The organism is Agrobacterium genomosp. 13 str. CFBP 6927, from assembly GCA_900012615.1.
Taxonomy (GTDB): domain Bacteria; phylum Pseudomonadota; class Alphaproteobacteria; order Rhizobiales; family Rhizobiaceae; genus Agrobacterium.
The window spans coordinates 35,850-53,789 of record LT009756.1 but is presented as its reverse complement, the minus strand read 5'-3'; the positions used below and the strand labels follow the sequence as shown (position 1 = coordinate 53,789).

At 59.1% G+C, this 17,940-nt stretch carries 15 protein-coding genes, 1 other RNA gene and 1 pseudogene; 11 read left to right on the top strand and 6 right to left on the bottom strand.

Annotation, left to right across the window (positions count from 1 at the left end):
- Positions 1-3,000 carry a DNA polymerase I gene (gene polA / locus AGR13A_RS00245; RefSeq protein WP_080832981.1) on the bottom strand — a complete coding sequence of 1,000 codons (3,000 nt, stop codon included), beginning with the start codon at positions 2,998-3,000 and terminating at the stop codon, positions 1-3.
- 414 nt (positions 3,001-3,414) lie between these two features.
- Between polA and AGR13A_RS00240 the strand changes: the two genes are divergently transcribed.
- Together AGR13A_RS00240 and AGR13A_RS00235 are read left to right on the top strand one after the other, a co-directional pair.
- Positions 3,415-3,849, top strand: coding sequence for a MarR family winged helix-turn-helix transcriptional regulator (locus AGR13A_RS00240; RefSeq protein WP_080832979.1), 435 nt, complete (start codon positions 3,415-3,417; stop codon positions 3,847-3,849).
- Positions 3,850-4,065: 216 nt separating this feature from the next.
- On the top strand, positions 4,066-5,457 hold the full coding sequence (locus AGR13A_RS00235) for a dipeptidase (RefSeq protein ID WP_080832977.1): 1,392 nt from the start codon (positions 4,066-4,068) through the stop codon (positions 5,455-5,457).
- Positions 5,458-5,873: 416 nt separating this feature from the next.
- Here AGR13A_RS00235 and AGR13A_RS00230 read toward each other — a convergent pair whose 3' ends face one another.
- Positions 5,874-6,083 (bottom strand): cold-shock protein, encoded by a 210-nt coding sequence (locus AGR13A_RS00230; protein WP_003492998.1) that lies wholly within the window; start codon positions 6,081-6,083, stop codon positions 5,874-5,876.
- A gap of 479 nt (positions 6,084-6,562) precedes the next feature.
- Between AGR13A_RS00230 and AGR13A_RS00220 the strand changes: the two genes are divergently transcribed.
- The 3 genes from AGR13A_RS00220 (at position 6,563) to AGR13A_RS00210 (ending at position 10,489) form a co-directional block, all read left to right on the top strand.
- Positions 6,563-7,021 carry a YbaK/EbsC family protein gene (locus tag AGR13A_RS00220; protein ID WP_035219682.1) on the top strand — a complete coding sequence of 153 codons (459 nt, stop codon included), beginning with the start codon at positions 6,563-6,565 and terminating at the stop codon, positions 7,019-7,021.
- A 148-nt stretch (positions 7,022-7,169) separates the two neighbouring features.
- The gene (locus tag AGR13A_RS00215; protein WP_080832970.1) at positions 7,170-9,470 is read left to right on the top strand and encodes a transglycosylase domain-containing protein; all 2,301 of its coding nucleotides are present in this window, start codon (positions 7,170-7,172) and stop codon (positions 9,468-9,470) included.
- Between the two features lie 290 nt (positions 9,471-9,760).
- Positions 9,761-10,489 carry a sugar transferase gene (locus AGR13A_RS00210; RefSeq protein WP_003492987.1) on the top strand — a complete coding sequence of 243 codons (729 nt, stop codon included), beginning with the start codon at positions 9,761-9,763 and terminating at the stop codon, positions 10,487-10,489.
- 78 nt (positions 10,490-10,567) lie between these two features.
- On the opposite strand, the gene AGR13A_RS00205 is transcribed toward AGR13A_RS00210, so the two are convergent.
- Positions 10,568-11,143 carry a c-type cytochrome gene (locus AGR13A_RS00205; protein ID WP_035219687.1) on the bottom strand — a complete coding sequence of 192 codons (576 nt, stop codon included), beginning with the start codon at positions 11,141-11,143 and terminating at the stop codon, positions 10,568-10,570.
- Between the two features lie 151 nt (positions 11,144-11,294).
- On the opposite strand from AGR13A_RS00205, the gene AGR13A_RS00200 reads away from it, so the two are divergent.
- Positions 11,295-12,050 carry a 3-deoxy-manno-octulosonate cytidylyltransferase gene (locus tag AGR13A_RS00200; RefSeq protein ID WP_080832968.1) on the top strand — a complete coding sequence of 252 codons (756 nt, stop codon included), beginning with the start codon at positions 11,295-11,297 and terminating at the stop codon, positions 12,048-12,050.
- Between the two features lie 11 nt (positions 12,051-12,061).
- Entirely contained in the window at positions 12,062-12,925 is an 864-nt protein-coding gene (locus AGR13A_RS00195) for a prephenate dehydratase (protein ID WP_035219689.1), read from the top strand.
- A 15-nt stretch (positions 12,926-12,940) separates the two neighbouring features.
- Here AGR13A_RS00195 and nudC read toward each other — a convergent pair whose 3' ends face one another.
- Together nudC and AGR13A_RS00185 are read right to left on the bottom strand one after the other, a co-directional pair.
- Complete coding sequence (gene nudC / locus AGR13A_RS00190; protein WP_080722940.1) at positions 12,941-13,903, bottom strand: NAD(+) diphosphatase; 963 nt, start codon at positions 13,901-13,903, stop codon at positions 12,941-12,943.
- A complete protein-coding gene (locus tag AGR13A_RS00185) occupies positions 13,903-14,331 on the bottom strand; it encodes an HIT domain-containing protein (RefSeq protein ID WP_059758936.1) in 429 nt (142 codons plus the stop codon). Before AGR13A_RS00185 ends, nudC begins: the two co-directional genes overlap by 1 nt.
- 65 nt (positions 14,332-14,396) lie before the next feature.
- Here AGR13A_RS00185 and ffs point away from each other — a divergent pair.
- The 3 genes from ffs (at position 14,397) to AGR13A_RS00170 (ending at position 16,795) form a co-directional block, all read left to right on the top strand.
- An RNA gene (ffs, locus tag AGR13A_RS00180) (signal recognition particle sRNA small type) lies at positions 14,397-14,493 on the top strand.
- A gap of 79 nt (positions 14,494-14,572) precedes the next feature.
- The gene (locus tag AGR13A_RS00175; RefSeq protein WP_080832965.1) at positions 14,573-16,447 is read left to right on the top strand and encodes a DNA polymerase III subunit gamma/tau; all 1,875 of its coding nucleotides are present in this window, start codon (positions 14,573-14,575) and stop codon (positions 16,445-16,447) included.
- 24 nt (positions 16,448-16,471) lie between these two features.
- Complete coding sequence (locus tag AGR13A_RS00170; RefSeq protein WP_003507179.1) at positions 16,472-16,795, top strand: YbaB/EbfC family nucleoid-associated protein; 324 nt, start codon at positions 16,472-16,474, stop codon at positions 16,793-16,795.
- Between the two features lie 54 nt (positions 16,796-16,849).
- Here AGR13A_RS00170 and AGR13A_RS00165 read toward each other — a convergent pair whose 3' ends face one another.
- Positions 16,850-17,485: an MOSC domain-containing protein gene (locus AGR13A_RS00165; protein WP_167377357.1), complete on the bottom strand. Its 636-nt coding sequence runs from the start codon at positions 17,483-17,485 to the stop codon at positions 16,850-16,852.
- 37 nt (positions 17,486-17,522) lie between these two features.
- Here AGR13A_RS00165 and AGR13A_RS00160 point away from each other — a divergent pair.
- Positions 17,523-17,894, top strand: a pseudogene (locus AGR13A_RS00160) (toprim domain-containing protein); the annotation flags it as partial.
- Positions 17,895-17,940 lie beyond the last annotated feature (46 nt).

Genomic DNA, 17,940 nt, shown 5'->3' with positions numbered 1-17,940 from the left:
TCAGTGCGCCTCATCCCAGTTGTCGGCCGCGCGGGCATCCACCTGCAGCGGCACCTTCATGGATATCGCCGGCATCGCCGCATTTTCCATCACGGAGACGACGACGGGCAGGGTCTTTTCGATTTCCGCTTCCTCGACTTCGAAGATGAGTTCGTCATGCACCTGCAGCAGCATGCGGGCGGAAAGTTTTTCTGCCTCCAGCGCCGGCTCGATACGGACCATCGCACGGCGGATGATATCGGCCGCGGAACCCTGGATCGGCGCGTTGATGGCCGCACGCTCGTTGAAGGCTTTTACGGAAGGGTTGGAGGAGCGGATCTCCGGATAATGGGCGCGGCGGCCGAAAATCGTTTCGACATAACCGTTTTCGCGGGCGAAAGCCTTGGTCGCTTCCATGTAGTCGCGAATGCCGGGGAACCGCTCGAAATATTTCTTGATATATTCACCCGCCTCAGAACGGGCGATGCTGAGCTGATTGGCCAGCCCGAAAGCGGAAATACCGTAGATGATACCGAAGTTGATGGCCTTGGCGCGGCGGCGCACTTCCGACGGCATACCTTCCACCGGCACACCGAACATTTCCGATGCGGTCATCGCATGAATGTCGATGCCGTTTTCAAACGCGTTGCGAAGCTGCGGAATATCCGCGACATGGGCAAGCACGCGCAATTCGATCTGGCTGTAATCGGCCGACAGCAGCTTGTGGCCGGGCGTGGAGATGAAGGCCGTGCGAATCTTGCGGCCTTCGGCGGTACGCACCGGAATGTTCTGGAGGTTCGGCTCCGAAGACGACAGGCGCCCCGTCGTGGTGGAGGCAAGCGCGTAAGACGTATGCACCCGCTTCGTCTCTGGATGAATATAGCCGGGCAGCGCATCCGTATAGGTCGATTTCAGTTTGGTCAGCTGACGCCAGTCGACGATCTTGCGCGGCAGTTCGGCACCTTCCGCGGCCAGATCTTCCAGCACCTGCGCCGATGTCGACCATTGGCCGGTCTTGGTTTTCGAACCGCCCGGCAGGCCCATCCGGCCGAATAGGATATCACCAAGCTGCTTGGGCGATCCGATATTGAAACGCTCGCCCGCCAGCTGATAAACTTCCTCTTCGAAGGCAGTCGCCTTCTGGGCCAGTTCGCCGGAGAGACGCGACAGGATTTGCCGGTCCACGGTGATGCCACGCTCCTCCATATGCGCCAGAACCGGCACCAAGGGGCGTTCCAGCCGCTCATAGACCTTGGTCAGGCGCTCGGCGGCAAGCCGGGGCTTCAGCACCATCCAGAGGCGCAATGTGACATCCGCATCTTCCGCCGCGTAAGCCGTCGCCTTGTCGATATCGACGAAATCGAAGGTGACGCTCGACCTGCCCGACCCCGTCACATCCTTGTAGGCGATCGGCTTGTGACCGAGCCAGCGTTCGGACAGCGAATCCATGCCATGTGTGCCCTTGCCGGCCTCCAGAACATAGGAAATCAGCATCGTGTCGTCGAAACTCTGCATGACGACGCCATGGCGTTTCATCAGCAGGTAATCATATTTGAGGTTCTGAGCGATTTTCAGAACGGCCGGGTCCTCAAGCAGGCTCTTCAGACGCTCCATCGCCTCCTTAAAGTGCACCTGCCCTTCGGCCAGCTTGATACCATCGCTGAAAAGATCGCCGCCGGAGCCGGTCTTGTGTGTCAAGGGAACATAGGCAGCACGGATATCCGTGCCCGAGGCATCCTTGCCATTATCTGCAATCGCCAGCGAAAATCCGACGAGTTCGGCCTGCATGGGGTCGAGCGAGGTCGTTTCCGTATCGAAGGCGACGACACCGGTTTCGCGGGCCGCCGCAACCCAGCGGTCCAGCGCCGCCAGATCCCTGATCGTCGTGTAGGCTGTCGTGTCGATCCTGGCGGCGGCAAACACCGTTTGCCGTGCCGTGGCGAGATCGGCGGGCGCACTGCCCTCCCCCGTCGCCTTTCTTGCTGTCGCTGCCGGGGAAGCCGGCGCATTTTTCGCATCAGCGACCGCTTCACCGGCAGAGACGGCAGGGGCAGGCGCATCGAGATCGGGACCATGGGCATCGGCACCCCATTGCACCGGCACATTGGCGGGGTCGATGGCCGAGGCATCGGTTTCGGTCGCTTCGGCAACCCGGCGCGTCAGCGTCGTGAATTCCATGGCCTTCAGGAAGGCAATGAGTTTCGGGCCGTTCTGCGGTTCGAGCACCAAGGCCTCAAGAGACTGTTCCAGCGGCACATCGGTCCTGAGCGCTACAAGCTGTCTGGAAAGGCGGGCAAGCTCCGCATTAGCAATGATATTTTCCCGGCGTTTCTGCTGCTTGATTTCATCCGCACGCGCCAGAAGGGTATCGAGATCGCCGTATTCCTCCAGCAATTGCGCCGCCGTCTTCGGGCCAATGCCGGGAATGCCGGGGACATTATCGGTGGAGTCGCCGGTCATCGCCTGAAGGTCGATCATCTTTTCGGGACCTACGCCCCATTTTTCGATGACATCGGGAATGCCGATCTGCTTGTCCTTCATGGCGTCGTACATGTGCACATTGGCCGTGACGAGCTGCATCAGATCCTTGTCGGACGAGATGATGGTGACATCGGCGCCGACGGCCTCCGCCTGGCGGGCATAGGTGGCGATGATATCGTCCGCCTCGAAGCCCTCCGTCTCGATGCAGGGAAGGTTGAAGGCGCGTGTCGCTTCGCGGATCAGGCCGAATTGCGGAACAAGGTCTTCCGGTGGCGCGCTGCGGTTGGCCTTGTAGAGATCATAAAGCTCATTGCGGAATGTCTTCGACGAATAATCGAATATGACCGCGAAATGTGTGGGGGTGACACCGACATCGGTATTGCGCGCATCCTTCAGGAGCTTCCACAACATGTTGCAGAAGCCGGAAACGGCGTTGACCGGCAGCCCGTCCGACTTGCGGTTCAGCGGCGGAATGGCATGGAACGCCCGGAAAATGAAACCGGAACCGTCAACGAGGAAGAGATGATCGCCTTTTTTCATGGCGATATGGATAACGCGGGGCCGTTTTGACGTCCATAGAAACTTCGCATAACGCACCGCAAAGCGTATGAAGCGAAGCGTCCGGAAAAGCCCGTGAAATTCACCCGAACGTTACCGATTTGTAATGGATTTTCCCTTGAAAAGCCGCATTTGCAGACACATTTCTTAGGGGACGGCGCCTGATCACGCCGTAGTCTGATTGTAGGCTCGTCCCCCGCCGCATCAGACCGGACAAAGGCCTTTCCCCCTCTCCGGGCCTTTGTCCTCCAATATGACCGCCATGGCCGACCCCTCCCGGCCATGGCGGTTTTATTTTGCGCCATTTTCCAGGCTGGCTTAAACATATCATGCGATATATATCGCACTATCGAAATTGCGCGGAATGCGCTGGCTACGAAGTTTACGGACAGACGAATGGGTTTTTCCCGGGACGAATCGGCGATCTATCTCGCCGCGAGAATGGCAAGGGAATTCACCATGGCGCTCCAGAAGCGAGCTGCCGCATTGGGTTTCTCTCCCGGGCAATTCCCGATTCTCATCGAGCTTTGGCATGAGGAAGGCCTGACGCAGCGGCAATTGCTTGATAGAATCGACATCGAACAGGCAACACTCGCCAATACGTTATCGCGTATGGAGCGTGACGGGCTGATCCTGCGCAAATCCCATCCAAGCGACCGCCGTGCCCAGATCATCGAACTGACGCAGCGCGGCCGGGATCTGGAGGCGAACGCCATCGCCGCCTCCGAGGCGACAGAGGACGCACTGCTCAAGGATTTCAGGCGTTTTGAAAAACAGCTTCTGCTGGAATATATGCGCCGGGCAATCGACAGCGCCAAGAAAGCGAAATAGCGCCCCAAATTCGTCTCCCTGCTGCCGAGCCTTTCATCGCCGAGATAGCCGGGTTCCGGGCGGAAAACCGCTTCGCAGTTTTCTCGAACTGCTCTATCGTTCCGGCGGCTGCGCGTTTGCCGATTCACGGCACGCCTGCCCCTTGTTTCCCGCGATGCGCGATGCCCGGATGTTTCGTCTTATCGCCGGGTCACGACAGACATGACAGGATCAGCGATGACAGACGTTTCCCCCATTCTTTCCACGGCCGACGACAACCTCACCTCCAGCCTCGAGCGGCTGTTCGAACTCGTACGCATTCCGTCGATTTCCACGGACCCTGCTTACAAGGCGGAATGCCGCAAGGCGGCGGAATGGCTGGTGAGAAGCCTTTCCTCATTGGGTTTTGAGGCCTCCGTTCGCGATACGGCCGGCCATCCGATGGTGGTGGCGCATCACGACGCAGCCACGAAAGACGCCCCACATGTGCTTTTCTACGGCCATTACGATGTGCAGCCGGTCGATCCGCTCAATCTTTGGGAAAATGATCCGTTCGAGCCTGCCGTGAAGGATATCGGCGCCGGCCGGCAGGTGATCACCGGGCGCGGGACGGCTGACGACAAGGGCCAGCTGATGACATTCGTGGAAGCCTGCCGCGCCTATAAGGCGGTCAATGGCGGCCTGCCGGTGCGCGTCACCATTCTTTTCGAAGGCGAGGAAGAATCCGGCTCACCGTCTCTGAAGCCGTTTCTTGAAGCAAATGCCGATGAGTTGAAGGCCGACTACGCGCTGGTATGCGATACCGGCATGTGGGACCGCGATACGCCCGCCATTGCCGCTGCCCTTCGTGGCCTGGTCGGCGAGGAGATCGTCATCACCGCAGCCGACCGCGATCTGCATTCCGGCCTTTTCGGTGGCGCTGCCGCAAATCCCATCCACATCCTGACCGATATTCTCGCCGGCCTGCATGACGAGACCGGCCGGGTGACACTTGCCGGCTTCTACGATGGCGTGGAGGAAACCCCTGCCAATATCAAGGCCTCCTGGGAAACGCTGGGCCGCAGTGCAGAGGCCTTCCTCGGTGAGGTCGGCCTTTCAGTACCTTCCGGTGAAAAGGGTCGCTCCGTGCTGGAGCAGACCTGGGCGCGTCCGACGGCGGAGGTAAACGGCATTATCGGCGGCTATACCGGCGACGGCTTCAAGACCGTGATCGCCGCCAAGGCGTCTGCCAAGGTTTCCTTCCGCCTCGTTGGAGAGCAGAACCCGGCAGCCATCCGTGAGAGTTTCCGGGCCTATGTCCGCTCGAAAATCCCGGCGGATTGCTCGGTAGAGTTTCATGAGCACGGCGCATCGCCGGCCATCCAGCTTTCCTATGATTCACCCGTCCTGACGAAGGCCAAGAATGCGCTTTCGGAAGAGTGGCCCAAACCCGCCGTCGTGATCGGCATGGGAGGTTCGATCCCGATCGTCGGCGATTTCCAGAAGATGCTGGGCATGGATTCGCTGCTCGTCGGTTTTGGCCTTACCGATGACCGCATTCATTCGCCGAATGAAAAATACGACCTGCAGTCCTTCCACAAGGGCATCCGCTCATGGGTGCGCATTCTCGACGCGCTCGCAGCGAAGTAATCAAATAGAGAGGAGGCGCCGGCTATTCGACGCCTCCTCATTTTGTTTTTGGACGCCAAAAAACAAAAAGGCCGGGCAAGCCCGACCTTTCCATCCGTTTTTTCGTCAGTGCCAGTACATCCGTGGTCAAAGCGTTCAAACGGTCTGATGTTCCTGAGCGCGTCGATCGTGTCGACGCTGCTTTCACCATCAGGATCAGCTGTTTCGGTTAATCTTTGGTTAACGCGAGAACAGCGGCACTTTTATACATGCCAGCCTGACGGCTCCTGTCCGGAACACCGTTGAACCCTATATTGGTATGCGGTTTGCCTTTTTCAAGACCGGTCGGTTGCGGGCCGTCTCCGCAAAAGAAAAAGGCCGGAAAAATCCGGCCTTTCCATTTGATGTCAATGGCCCCTCAGGGCCAGAGCGCTTAGTCAGGCAGCAACGAGGTTGCCTGCGGACATCTTGCCCGAGCGGCGATCCTGCATCAGCTCGTAGGAGAGCTTCTGACCGTCGTTGAGGGCGGTCAGACCAGCGCGCTCAACTGCGGAGATGTGAACGAAGACGTCCTGCGAACCGTCGTCAGGCTGAATGAAGCCGTAGCCCTTGGTTGCGTTGAACCACTTTACTGTACCAGTCGCCATAACGATTTCCTTCCGTTGGCAAATTGTATTTGCACTGCACGCAGTGCGGTCTTGGGTCGAATTTGAAGGAAAGATCGTCGTGCGCACCTCAAAAAGGTGCCGAAGCTCTGGTCGTCAAACAAATATCGATGGGCGAACACCTAGGTTGGCAGGGGCGAAAAGTCAAGTTTCTTTGAAAAACCGGACGAGCTTTGTGAACCAACGGAAAATGAAAGGCGCGGGAAACAAGCCCTTAAACAGCAAAAACCCGGCGCGGGAGGAGGTGCGCCGGGTTCTTGAAACTGACTGACAATTGGGAGGAGGAGTATTGTCAGTCCAATCGGGCGACGCTGGGAGGAGGAGTGCGTCGCTTCGATGATTTGAATTTACAGGATACCCGCTTAAAAAACAGACGATTCATTGCAGCGCAGCATTGCGCAAAATGCATAGCTATCTGGTGGCATCTTGAAGCCTCTCCGCTTACCGCCTAATAAATACGCATGACCATCGAATCCGTCAGAGCCTTTTTCACCGAGAAGTCACCCGAAGTGGCCGTGATCGAAACCGAAGCGAGTTCGGCGACGGTTGCGCTGGCTGCCGAAGCACACGGCGTCGATCCAGACCAGATCGCCAAAACGATCTGCCTGAAGGCGGGCGACACCATTCTTCTCGTGGTCGCCGCCGGCACGAAACGGCTGGACAACCGCAAATTCCGCGATCATTTCGGCGCCAAACCGCGCATGCTCGGACCTGAAGAGGTGGTTGCGGTAACCAGCCATCCCGTTGGTGGCGTCTGCCCTTTCGGGCTGCCCTCGCCGCTTCCAGTGTTTTGCGACATCTCTCTCAAAAACTACACCGAGGTGGTTCCGGCAGCCGGTGCCACCAATGCGGCGGTGCGGATTTCACCCGACATGATGGCGCGACTGACGCGGGCGGAATGGGTCGACGTCTGCCAATGACGCCGATTTGATCCTTTCAGGACTTAACCCCGCCTTAAATTGCCGCATTTAAACTCTTCATCGTGGATTAAGGATCGCGCAGGCATAGAAGCCTCAAATCCATGGTGGGATGCGCGCGGTTTCGCGAATAAGGAGCGACTTCGGCTGAATGGCAGGCAAGGGCAAATCACGCGAACGGGTAGAACCTTCCTTCGGGGATTTCCACGAGTCCGGCGATGACCTGCGCCTCGATGCCAGCGAGCGTATCAGCGGAACAGCGAAACAGCCTGCCAAGAAATCAAAGCCGGCCAGCGGTCGCGCCAAATCGCAAAAAAGGGAAAAGCGCAGCCGCAGTTCCGGCCGTGGCTCGACGGGCATGATCCGTTCCCTGATTTACTGGTGCATCGTGCTTGGCATCTGGGGTGGGATCGGCATTGCCGGTCTGGTCTTTTATTATGGCGCGCGCATGCCGAGCGCCAGCAGCTGGTCCATTCCCGAACGCCCGCCGAATGTGAAGATCGTGTCAGTGAACGGCAGCGTGCTTGCCAATCGCGGCACCACGGGTGGCGAGGCCCTCGCGCTCGAAGACATGTCGCCGTACATTCCGCAAGCGGTGATGGCGATCGAGGACCGACGTTTTTATTCGCATTTCGGTGTCGATCCCCTTGGTCTTGGGCGCGCCATCGTCACCAATGTGCTGACGGGGCGGACCGTGCAGGGCGGCTCGACGCTGACGCAGCAGCTGGCGAAAAACCTCTTCCTGTCGCCCGACCGAACGCTTGAGCGCAAGGTTCAGGAAGTGCTGTTGTCCTTCTGGCTGGAGCATAAATACACCAAGGACCAGATCCTCGCGATGTATCTCAATCGTGTCTATTTCGGATCCAACGCCTATGGTGTTGAAGCCGCCTCCCGGCGCTACTTCAACAAATCCGCACGCGACGTTAATCTTGGTGAAGCCGCAACACTTGCCGGGCTTCTCAAAGCACCCTCGCGCCTTTCACCGGCGCGTGACCCGCAGGCAGCGGAACAGCGGGCGCAGGTCGTGCTGCAATCCATGCGGGATGTCGGCTTCATCACCGATGACGAGATCAAGACCGCCATGTCGCAGCCGCCGACCAAGGCCAAACGTTTCTGGTCCGGCGCCGAGCATTATGCCGCCGATATGGTGCTGGAGGAAGTTCGCGGCCTGATTGGCGACGTCAAGCAGGACATCGTCGTCGACACGACCATCGACCCCAATCTCGAACGCGACGCTGAAAAAGCGCTGAGCCATGTTCTGCAGGGAGACGGCAAGAAGCAGGGCGCCTCGCAGGCGGCTCTGGTTTCCATCGATGGTACCGGCGCGATCCGGGCCGTTGTGGGCGGGGCGGATTATGCCGAAAGCCAGTTCAACCGCGCCGCCAAGGCGAAACGGCAACCCGGCTCGGCATTCAAGCCTTTCGTTTACGTCGCCGCGCTCGAATCGGGGCTTACACCTTACACCATTCGCAATGACGGCCCGGTCCGCATCGGAAACTGGACACCGGAAAACTATGAGAAGAAATATCGTGGCGAAGTCACGCTTGCCACGGCACTCGCCAATTCGCTGAACACCATTGCCGCGCAGCTGGTGATGGAAGTCGGCCCCGATCGGGTGACCCAGGTGGCGCATCGCATGGGCATCGAATCGGAGCTGCAGAACAATGCTTCCATCGCGCTCGGCACTTCGGAAGTGTCGCTGATGGAGCTTACGGCCTCCTACGCCCCCTTCATGAATGGCGGCTACAAGGCGACACCCCATGTCGTCAAGCGCATCACCGACGCAGATGGCAAGGTGCTGTACGAAAACAAATACGACAATCCGCCGCGCGTGCTGAGCGAAGAGATCGCCGCGACCATGAACGGCATGTTGTCACGCGTCATCACCGAAGGCACCGGAAAGGCCGCGCGCCTGCAAGGCTGGCAGGCGGCCGGAAAATCCGGCACGACGCAGTCTTTCCGCGACGCACTTTTTGTCGGTTATACAAGCAACCTGACCACGGGCGTCTGGTTCGGCAATGACGATGGTACGTCGATGAAAAAGGTCACCGGCGGCGGGTTGCCGGCAAAGGCCTGGAAGGATTTCATGACTGCCGCCCATTCCGGGCTCTCTCCGTCGCCCCTCTTCGGGCTTGGCGCTGGCAATGTACCATCCCTTGGGGAAATGCAGCAGCCGTCACCTGAAAACGCACCCTCCTCCATCGGCGACATCATTTCCAATGCGCTTGGCGGAGGCTCCACAAATAACCGCGCCTATCCCGAGGCACCCGTTTCGCCAAACGCCGGTCAGCCGGGTGCGCCCATGCCGCCGACAAACATTCCCTCACGCGACATGGAACCCGGCTACTCAGCCGGAAACGGACCCGTGCCGCCAGCCGATATCGGCGCTCAGGCACCTGCCACATCCGGGCCGAAGCAGACGACCCTGCTTGATATATTGATGGGGAACTGACCACTTTTCAGGTCACCGGCAGACCGATTTCCCGGGGCGGCGAGCGGTATCGATGATCTCACCGCCGGCTGGCCCATTCACCCTTTCCAAAGGCTTGATGACGCCCGATCCGCAGCCACGAGCGGAGATGGTGCGCGGCTCGCAACATATGCGTGCAGACGCATTAACCGTAGATTGCCATTTGCGCAAAGACGGTTACATTTCGGATGACTTTTTACGGTAAATGAATTATTAATCGTTCATATAAATTAATTTTCTTGTTTCAGAATAACTTTTCAGGGCTCTATATTATGCTGGGTACTAAAGGCTCATCGCATGCCGTTTTTTACGGCGCTCCCTATTCCACGGCAGCCACTTTTGAAGCTTCGGAAACGCAACCTTCCGTTTTGGAAAGTAATATCTCGGCGTTCCAGCGCGGCCAGTTCGCACTCAAAAGAACAATCGACATTGCAGGGGCGTCCATCGCCCTTGTTGCACTCGCCCCGGTCCTGCTGACCGTTGCGGTTCTGGTCAAATTCGACAGCAAGGGGCCGGTCCTGTTCTCGCAGGTCCGCTGGGGCATGAACGGCCGGAAAATCCGCGTCTATAAATTTCGCTCGATGAGAACCGAACTGGGCGACGCCACCGGCGTGGCACAAACGGTGAAGAACGATCCACGGATAACACGTATCGGCGCCGTTCTCCGCCGCACAAATATCGATGAGCTGCCGCAGCTCATCAACGTGCTGAAAGGCGACATGTCTTTGGTCGGCCCACGCTGCCATGCCATCGGCATGCTGGCGGCTGGCCGTCTTTATGAGGACCTTGTTCCCCACTACCACATGCGGCACCGGGTGCGGCCAGGCATTACCGGTCTTGCCCAGATGCGGGGATTGCGCGGCCCGACCGACCGCAGCGACAAGGCGCGCGCGCGTATCGTTTCCGATCTTTATTACGTCGAGAATTTTTCGGTCTGGCTGGATATCAAGATCATGGTCGGGACGGTCATTTCCGAATTGCGCGGCGGCAAGGGTTTCTGACCTTTCAAACGCCGGATGCACGCCAGAATCAAAAAGCCCGGCATCGCTGCCGGGCTTTTTTCATGAAACATGAATTCGTCAGTTCGTCGGCGCGGGAGCGGCAGCCGGATCCGGCAGCGGCGCCGGGTTTGCCGACAGCGTGCGCAGATAGGCGATGAGATCGGCGCGTTCCGTTTCCTTCTTCACACCCGCAAAGCCCATGGCCGTGCCGGGAACGTGCTTCTTGGGAGCTTCGAGGAAGAAGCTGAGATGATCATAATCCCAATGCACGGAACCGCCCTTGGAGAAATCCTTCATCCCCGCGGAGTAGCTGAAACCTTCATGGCTGGCGATCGGCCGGTTGACGATATCGAAGAGATTGGGGCCGACCTTGTTTGCACCACCACTCTCTCCGGTATGACAGCTCGTACACTTCTTGAAGACCGTCTCACCCTTGGCGGCGTCGGCGTTCGCAAGCAATTGTGCGATCGGCGTCGCCGCGGCAGCGGTTTCTCCGCCACCTGCTTCGCCGCCACCCTCTGCCGCAGCAATGGCGTAACCTTCCTTTTCGGGCGCGGGCGCATGGAAAATGCCCTCAGACGCAATTGACACCGACATCAGGACGAAAACCGTGCCCAAAAGCGCCCCAACGCCCATATTTACATAAGAATTCATCTAAACGCGCTCCCTCGCATCCGCTCTATATATAACGGGCATCTTGAAATTGCTCGAAAGCTATGGCTTTTGCACAGCCTGCGCAACTTGAATAATGCTCCCCACACCGTGACGTTTTGACACTTTTCGGGCGGGATTTGAAGGGTGTCGGATGAAGAATCGGGATTTCGAGAAAGCTGTCGTCCTCATACCGGCGCGGATGGCATCCACACGCCTGCCCGGCAAGCCGCTCGCGGACATTGGCGGCAAGCCGATGATCGTGCAGGTTGCGCTGAGGGCACGTGAAGCAGGGGCCGAGCGAATCGTCGTCGCGGTGGATGACGAACAGGTTTTTTCGGCCGTAAAAAATGCCGGTTTCGATGTGATGATGACGCGCGACGATCACCAGTCCGGTTCTGACCGCATTTTCGAGGCTTTGCAGAAGGCCGACCCCTATGGCAAGGCCGAATATGTCATCAATGTCCAGGGCGACCTTCCGACGATTGAGGCGGAAACAATCCGCGCTTCGCTGCGCCCGCTGGAAAATCCTGCCGTCGACATTGCGACGCTGACGGTCGAAATCACCGACGAGGAAGAAAAAACCAATCCGAACGTCGTGAAAGTCGTCGGCAGTCCGCTTTCCGAGACGCGATTGCGCGCGCTTTATTTTACCCGTGCGACCGCGCCTTACGGTGACGGGCCGCTTTATCACCATATCGGGCTTTACACCTATCGCCGCGCAGCACTCGAGACATTCGTGAGCCTTCCGCCATCGCCGCTGGAGAAACGCGAGCGGCTGGAACAGCTGCGCGCACTGGAAGCCGACATGCGCATCGATGCTGAAATCGTCCGCTCCGTGCCGCTTGGCGTCGATACGCCGCACGATCTCGAAAAAGCCCGTACCATTCTTGCAAGCAGACCCCTCTAACGGACAGTCCCATGACCTTGAGCACAAAACGCATTGCCTTTCAGGGCGAATTCGGCGCGAATTCCGACATGGCCTGCCGCGACATGTTCCCGGACATGGAGCCTTTGCCGTGCCCGACCTTCGAGGACGCCTTCAACGCCATCGAAAACGGCGAAGCCGATCTTGGCATGATCCCGATCGAGAACACGCTGGCCGGCCGCGTTGCGGATATTCATCACCTGCTGCCGGAATCGCGCCTTCACATCATCGGTGAATATTTCATGCCGATCCGCTTCCAGCTGATGGTGATGCCGGGTGTGAAAAAAGACGAGATCCGCACCGTGCACAGCCACATCCACGCGCTTGGCCAGTGCCGCAAGATCATCCGCTCCAACGGCTGGAAGCCGGTTATTGCCGGCGATACCGCGGGCGCTGCCAAGCAGGTTTCCGAAAAGGGCGACCGCAGCATGGCAGCCTTGGCGCCCCGTCTTGCCGCCGATCTTTACGGTCTCGATATTCTGGCTGAAAATGTCGAGGATTCGGAAAACAACGTCACCCGTTTCGTCGTGCTTTCCCGCGATGAGAATTGGGCCAAGCGTCAATCCCCTGACGAAATCATCGTCACGACTTTCGTCTTCAATGTCCGCAATATTCCGGCTGCGCTCTACAAGGCCATGGGTGGCTTTGCGACAAACGGCATCAACATGACGAAGCTCGAAAGCTACCAGCTCGGCGGCAAATTCGTGGCGACGCAGTTTTATGCCGATATTGAAGGCCACCCCGATGACGAGCCGGTGCGGCATGCGCTGGACGAGTTGCGCTTCTTCTCCGAAAAAGTCCGCATTCTCGGCGTCTACAAGGGCCATGCGATGCGCGGCAAGCTCAACCAGGGTTGAGCCTGCCGAACGCGATTATTTCGTCCATTCCACCCAATCGCGCATCAGACGGTGCGCGATGGCGCCACCGGGAGGCGCGGAAAAGCCCTCACCCGTTGCCGTCTCCAGCATCTTGGCGACTTCCGCCCGTGTGAACCAGCGGCAATCCTCCAGTTCGATCTCATCGCGGGCAATATCGAAAGACAGTGCCTCGGCATAACAGCCGATCATCAGCGTATGCGGCATCGGCCAGGGCTGCGACGCGTGGTAACGCACGCGGCCGATTTCGACGCCGGATTCCTCATGCGTTTCGCGGCGGACGGCCTGCTCGATGGTTTCTCCCGGCTCCACAAAACCAGCAAGGCACGAATACATGCCCGGCGCAAAATGCGCACCACGGCCAAGCAAGCAAAGATCACGCTCGATATCGATCGTCATCATGATGACGACGGGATCGGTGCGGGGAAAAATAGTGTGGTTGCAGGCGGCGCAGATACGCTTGTAGCCACCGATGCGCAGTTCCATGGTGCCGCCGCACTTTCCACAAAAGCGATTGTCGGCGTTCCAGTGGGTGAGACTGACGGCCTGGGCAACCTCGCTCAACAATTCCTCATCGAGAAGATGGTCGCGATAAAGCGTGCGGGCGTCGGCGAGCTTGTAGTGGCTTGCGAGCTGATCCTCGGCAACGGCAACCGGCACCGCAATTCTCGGCTCGCCGGTTTCGCGATATCCGAGCAGCACGGCATTGTCGAAATCCGGCTGCAGTTCAGCCAGCTCATAAGCGGAAAACAGGGGGTCGATGACCTGCTCGTCATGCTTCAGGACAAGCCTGTTGCCAGAGAAAGCGAAAATATGGGTGCCATCGACCTTCAGCGCATCGGCAACGCATTCTTCCGACCGTTTTTCGGCAAAACGGTCGAGGGCGTTCTTGGAAAAGGCTGTCAGCAGGCTTGCTTCGGGATGGGGGGCAGTGGTTTCAAAAATTTTCATTGATATCATCAGAGCGCGCCGGAGATTTTTTTCATCAAAGTTTCCTTTTCGCCCACGGCATAGGGCACAGGCGTTCCGTGGCCCCAGATGGGACCCGGCCAGCAGGTGTCGCCTTCATTGCGGGCGATAATGTGGACATGAAGCTGCCGGACGATATTGCCCAAAGCACCGACATTGATCTTGGTGGCTCCGGTGATTTCTTTCAAGGCAGACGCGACGAGATTGGTCTCGAATGTCAGCACGGCCTGATCAAGCGGGGTGAGATCGAATAATTCACTGACGCCGTCTCGCTGCGGCACCAGCACCAGCCAGGGCCAGCGGTTGTCGTTTTGCAAACGCAGTTCACATAGTCCCAAACGTGTCACAAGCACACTGTCGCGCGCCAGTCTGTCATCCAGCCGGAATGTCTCCAAGGTGTCCTCCATGTTTGTTTTCATTGTGATAGCAGTTTTTTGAAGGCTTGGCTTGCATTTGCTTTCGATATTGCCGATATGTGGCCCCGGGAGGTTGGTGGTGGACGAGCCACTCGCCAACCGGGTCAGGTCCGGAAGGAAGCAGCCCTAACGAGCCCGGCACGGGTCGCCGTGCCAGCCTCCCACCTTTTTTAAAAGACGTGCTCAGCTTTCGCCGGGCCAGTTCAGCGCCCCAAGACAACTGGCAAAACAAACTGGCGAGGCAATGAGCGACACCGTACCCACCACATCAAGCGAATCCCAGGTCGGGACCGGCTACCGGGTACTGGCGCGCAAATATCGCCCCAAGGATTTTTCCGATTTGATGGTCGGCCAGGAGCCGATGGTCCGCACGCTGACCAACGCGTTTGAGACCGGGCGTATCGCGCAGGCCTATATGCTGACCGGCGTTCGCGGCGTGGGCAAGACGACCACGGCCCGCATTCTCGCCCGCGCGCTGAATTACAAGACCGACACCATCGACAAGCCGACCATCGACCTGCGCATCCCCGGCGAACATTGCCAGGCGATCATGGAAGGCCGGCATGTCGACGTGATCGAGATGGACGCCGCCTCCCATACCGGCATCGACGATATTCGCGAGATCATCGAACAGGTGCGTTACCGCCCGGTTTCGGCACGCTACAAGGTCTATATCATCGACGAAGTGCACATGCTCTCGACGCAGGCTTTCAACGGTCTTCTGAAGACCCTTGAAGAGCCGCCGGAACATGTGAAATTCATCTTTGCAACCACCGAAATCCGCAAGGTTCCGATCACCGTTCTGTCGCGCTGCCAGCGCTTTGACCTGCGTCGCATCAGCGCCGCCGATCTGGTCGGCCTGTTCACCGCCATTGCCGGCAAGGAAGGCTTTGACGCGGAGCCGCAGGCGCTGTCGATGATCGCCCGTGCGGCCGAGGGCTCTGCGCGTGACGGCCTTTCCCTGCTCGATCAGGCGATTGCCCATGGTGGAGGCCGCGTGGAGGCGGAAGCGGTGCGCGGCATGCTCGGCCTTGCCGACCGTGCGCGTATCGTCGATCTATTTCAGCATGTCGTCAAAGGCGATGTCGCGGCCGCCCTTTTGGAATTCAACGGGCAATATGAGGCGGGTGCAAACCCTGTCGTTGTGCTCAACGACCTTGCCGATTTCACCCATCTCGTCACCCGCATGAAATATGTGCCGGACGCGGCGGAAGACCCCTCGCTTTCCGAGATCGAGCGCGTGCGCGGCGCGGAATTTGCCGAGACGATTGCGGTAACCGCACTCTCGCGCATCTGGCAGATGCTACTGAAAGGCATTCCGGAAACGGAAAATGCCTCGCGTCCGGCGGGTGCGGCCGAAATGGTGCTGATCCGGCTTTCGCATGCCGCCAATCTGCCGGCTCCGGAAGATGCTGCCCGGCGCCTGCTGGAGCTTTCGAACGGCGACGGCGGTTATGCCAATGGCGGACCTTCGGGCGGCGGCAATGGCGGCGGTGCGCGCGCCTATTCGTCAGGACAGGCGGTGGCCGCGGGAAGACCTCTCGATCTTCCCGCCCAGCGCCAGACGACACCGCAGACCTCCGCCGTGCTGCGCGCCGTTCCGGACAGCCGCCCGCAGGAGATGCAGGTCGCGGCACCGAAAACCGAAGAGCGGCCGGAGCCGAAGGTTCCCGTCACTTCGGTGCAGGATATTGCTGATCTCTGCCAGAAGAACCGCGATCCCGTCATGCGGGCCAAGGTGCGCGGCTTCGTGCGTCTGGTGCGGTTGGAGCCCGGCCGGCTTGATATGCGCCTCGGCGATGGCGCGCCGGGCTCTCTGCCGGGTGAACTTGGCGTGAAGCTCAAGGAATGGACCGGTATCCACTGGATCGTCAGCCTCAGCAAGGAACAGGGCGAGCCGACCCTTGTTGAAGCCGAAAGCAATGCCCGGGATGCCCGTCTTGTCGATGCGCGTCAGGATCCTGACGTTGCCGCCATTCTGGCGCAGTTTCCCGGCGCAAAAATCACCGACGTGCGCATTCGCGCCGCCGTACAGGATGAGGCGGAAGAAATCGCGCCGCCATCGGTTGCCGAATCGAGCGAAGGCGACATCCTTCCCGGCGACGACATCGAGTTTTAAACAAAAAGAACAGGAGTTTGGCACATGCGTGACATCATGGGCATGATGGGCAAGGTCAAGGAAATGCAGTCCAAGATGGAGAAGGTGCAGGAAGAAATCGCCGCCCTTGAAGTCGAAGGCAGGGCTGGCGGCGGTCTCGTGACCGTCATTCTCAATGGCAAGGGCGAAATGCGCGGCCTGAAAATCGATCCTTCGCTGTTCAAGGAAGACGAGGTGGAAATCCTCGAAGACCTGATCGTGGCTGCCCACAAGGACGCCAAGGAAAAGGGCGAAGCACAGGCGCAGGAAAAGATGGCCGGCCTGACCGCGGGCCTGCCGCTGCCGCCCGGCATGAAATTCCCGTTCTGATATCCGACCGAAGAGGATGGCGTGACGCACGCCGTCCTCGCGTCAAGACAGGGTCTAGGCTTCCAGCATCGCGCGGAACCGGCTTGCAAGCGGCGTTTCGAGATAGGCCGTGCGTTCAGCCATGGTGAGCTGCATGGGACGGAAGCGCTGGAGAATGGTCGGTATAGGCAGTTTCGTTCCCTGATAGGGTTCGAAGGCGATATCCTCCCCGGCGGCAAGCATTCCGCCTTTCAGCACCCGGCAATAAAAACCCGGCTGGCCCGCCTGCCGGAAACGCGGTGCGAAATCGGGATCGCCGATGCGGGCCGACAAAGTGGCGCAGGGAATGCGGGCGGCGGTTACCTCCAGCACGACTTCGTGGGCCAAGAACCTGTCGCCGACATGGAGTTTTGCGCTGTCGACGCCATCAAGAACAAGGTTTTCGCCGAAAAACCCGGCTTCGATCACAAAGCCCAGAGAGCGCGACCAGAAATCGAGATCGACGGACCCCATGACGTAAATCGCCTGATCCGGCCCGCCGTGATGTTTGCGATTGCAGACGGCGTCGCTGACGATGCCTTCCGCGTCAACCATGACCGGGCCGTGGACGGGATGCTTGAAGATACCCGTCTTCATCGTCTTTCCCGGCAGGCTTTTCGCCTCGCCTCGGCACACCGCCCGTATTTTCATGGACTGCCCTTTGCGCTTCATGATTCCCGTTTCCCGATTTATGCAGTAGAAAACGCTCATGGCAAAACGAGTCACCGGTCCCGAAATCGAAAAACTGATCCAGCTTCTGGCAAAAGTGCCGGGGCTTGGCCCCCGCTCGGCGCGGCGGGCGGCGTTGCATCTCATCAAGAAGAAGGAACAGCTTCTTGGGCCTCTCGGCCATGCGATGGGCGAGGCCTATGACAAGGTGAAGATCTGCTCCTGCTGCGGCAATGTCGATACGATCGACCCCTGCACCGTCTGCACCGACGACCGGCGCGACCAGTCGGTCATCATCGTGGTGGAAGACGTGTCGGATCTGTGGGCGCTGGAGCGGGCCGGCGCGATGAACACCGCCTATCATGTGCTGGGCGGCACGCTGTCGCCGCTCGACGGCGTCGGTCCGGAGGATTGACATCAGGCCTGATCGACCGCGTCTAGCGTCGCGGCGATCCGCG

Excerpts from the sequence above, each read along its gene's own strand:
- AGR13A_RS00200 (WP_080832968.1), top strand. The coding sequence starts at position 11,295 with ATGAAGAATCGGGATTTCGAGAAAGCTGTCGTCCTCATACCGGCGCGG.
- nudC (WP_080722940.1), bottom strand. The coding sequence starts at position 13,903 with ATGATATCAATGAAAATTTTTGAAACCACTGCCCCCCATCCCGAAGCA.
- AGR13A_RS00165 (WP_167377357.1), bottom strand. The coding sequence starts at position 17,485 with ATGAAGCGCAAAGGGCAGTCCATGAAAATACGGGCGGTGTGCCGAGGC.
- AGR13A_RS00205 (WP_035219687.1), bottom strand. The coding sequence starts at position 11,143 with ATGAATTCTTATGTAAATATGGGCGTTGGGGCGCTTTTGGGCACGGTT.
- AGR13A_RS00210 (WP_003492987.1), top strand. The coding sequence starts at position 9,761 with ATGCTGGGTACTAAAGGCTCATCGCATGCCGTTTTTTACGGCGCTCCC.
- AGR13A_RS00170 (WP_003507179.1), top strand. The coding sequence starts at position 16,472 with ATGCGTGACATCATGGGCATGATGGGCAAGGTCAAGGAAATGCAGTCC.
- AGR13A_RS00240 (WP_080832979.1), top strand. The coding sequence starts at position 3,415 with ATGGGTTTTTCCCGGGACGAATCGGCGATCTATCTCGCCGCGAGAATG.
- AGR13A_RS00175 (WP_080832965.1), top strand. The coding sequence starts at position 14,573 with ATGAGCGACACCGTACCCACCACATCAAGCGAATCCCAGGTCGGGACC.
- AGR13A_RS00230 (WP_003492998.1), bottom strand. The coding sequence starts at position 6,083 with ATGGCGACTGGTACAGTAAAGTGGTTCAACGCAACCAAGGGCTACGGC.
- AGR13A_RS00235 (WP_080832977.1), top strand. The coding sequence starts at position 4,066 with ATGACAGACGTTTCCCCCATTCTTTCCACGGCCGACGACAACCTCACC.
- AGR13A_RS00220 (WP_035219682.1), top strand. The coding sequence starts at position 6,563 with ATGACCATCGAATCCGTCAGAGCCTTTTTCACCGAGAAGTCACCCGAA.
- AGR13A_RS00185 (WP_059758936.1), bottom strand. The coding sequence starts at position 14,331 with ATGAAAACAAACATGGAGGACACCTTGGAGACATTCCGGCTGGATGAC.
- polA (WP_080832981.1), bottom strand. The coding sequence starts at position 3,000 with ATGAAAAAAGGCGATCATCTCTTCCTCGTTGACGGTTCCGGTTTCATT.
- AGR13A_RS00215 (WP_080832970.1), top strand. The coding sequence starts at position 7,170 with ATGGCAGGCAAGGGCAAATCACGCGAACGGGTAGAACCTTCCTTCGGG.
- AGR13A_RS00195 (WP_035219689.1), top strand. The coding sequence starts at position 12,062 with ATGACCTTGAGCACAAAACGCATTGCCTTTCAGGGCGAATTCGGCGCG.